This is a genomic window from Alcanivorax sp. HI0083, from assembly GCF_001635175.1.
This window is the reverse complement of record NZ_LWFX01000490.1, coordinates 1-523: the sequence shown is the minus strand read 5'-3', so window position 1 is coordinate 523 and position 523 is coordinate 1. Positions and strand designations below refer to the sequence as shown.

The 523-nt window shown below is 56.8% G+C and carries 2 protein-coding genes; both read right to left on the bottom strand.

Annotation, left to right across the window (positions count from 1 at the left end; genetic code table 11):
- Positions 1-228, bottom strand: a 228-nt coding sequence (locus A3754_RS28435; RefSeq protein WP_231880488.1) for a hypothetical protein, incomplete at its 3' end; no start/stop codon positions are given.
- A gap of 4 nt (positions 229-232) precedes the next feature.
- A partial coding sequence (locus tag A3754_RS05030; RefSeq protein ID WP_304439810.1) for a glycosyltransferase family 9 protein occupies positions 233-523 on the bottom strand: 291 nt, incomplete at its 5' end.

Genomic DNA, 523 nt, shown 5'->3' with positions numbered 1-523 from the left:
CACACTGCGACGCACATAGTTGCGCTGATGCTTAATGTACACTGTCACTGGCTCACCCTCAGCGCCAATCACACTAGCCCGGAAGACTTGACTGACCCCTCTTCCTCGCTGATTAGGCTCATCGACCAGCGTTTTATCCAACGCCAACCAGTCCTTCATCGTACTCAAGCCGAGCCCATCCAGCGTCAAACGCCAGTGAGGGTGAACATAACTGCCATTCAATTCCATTTGATCACTCATCTCCAACCAGCTGCCCCAGTGCCTCAATCACCTGAGAAGGCGGTAACTGGCGCAGACAGTTCAGGTGGCCCAGCGGGCATTCACGCTCGAAACAGGGGCTACACTCCAGCCCCAATCGTACCACTGCTACCCGATCACCCAAGGGCGGCGTAAAGCCGGGAGACGTTGAGCCGTATACGGCTACCAGTGGCCGCTTCAGGGCGGCCGCAATATGCATCAGACCAGAATCATTACTGACCACCGCCATGGTCGCTGACAGCAAATCCACGGCCTGCTCCAGGGA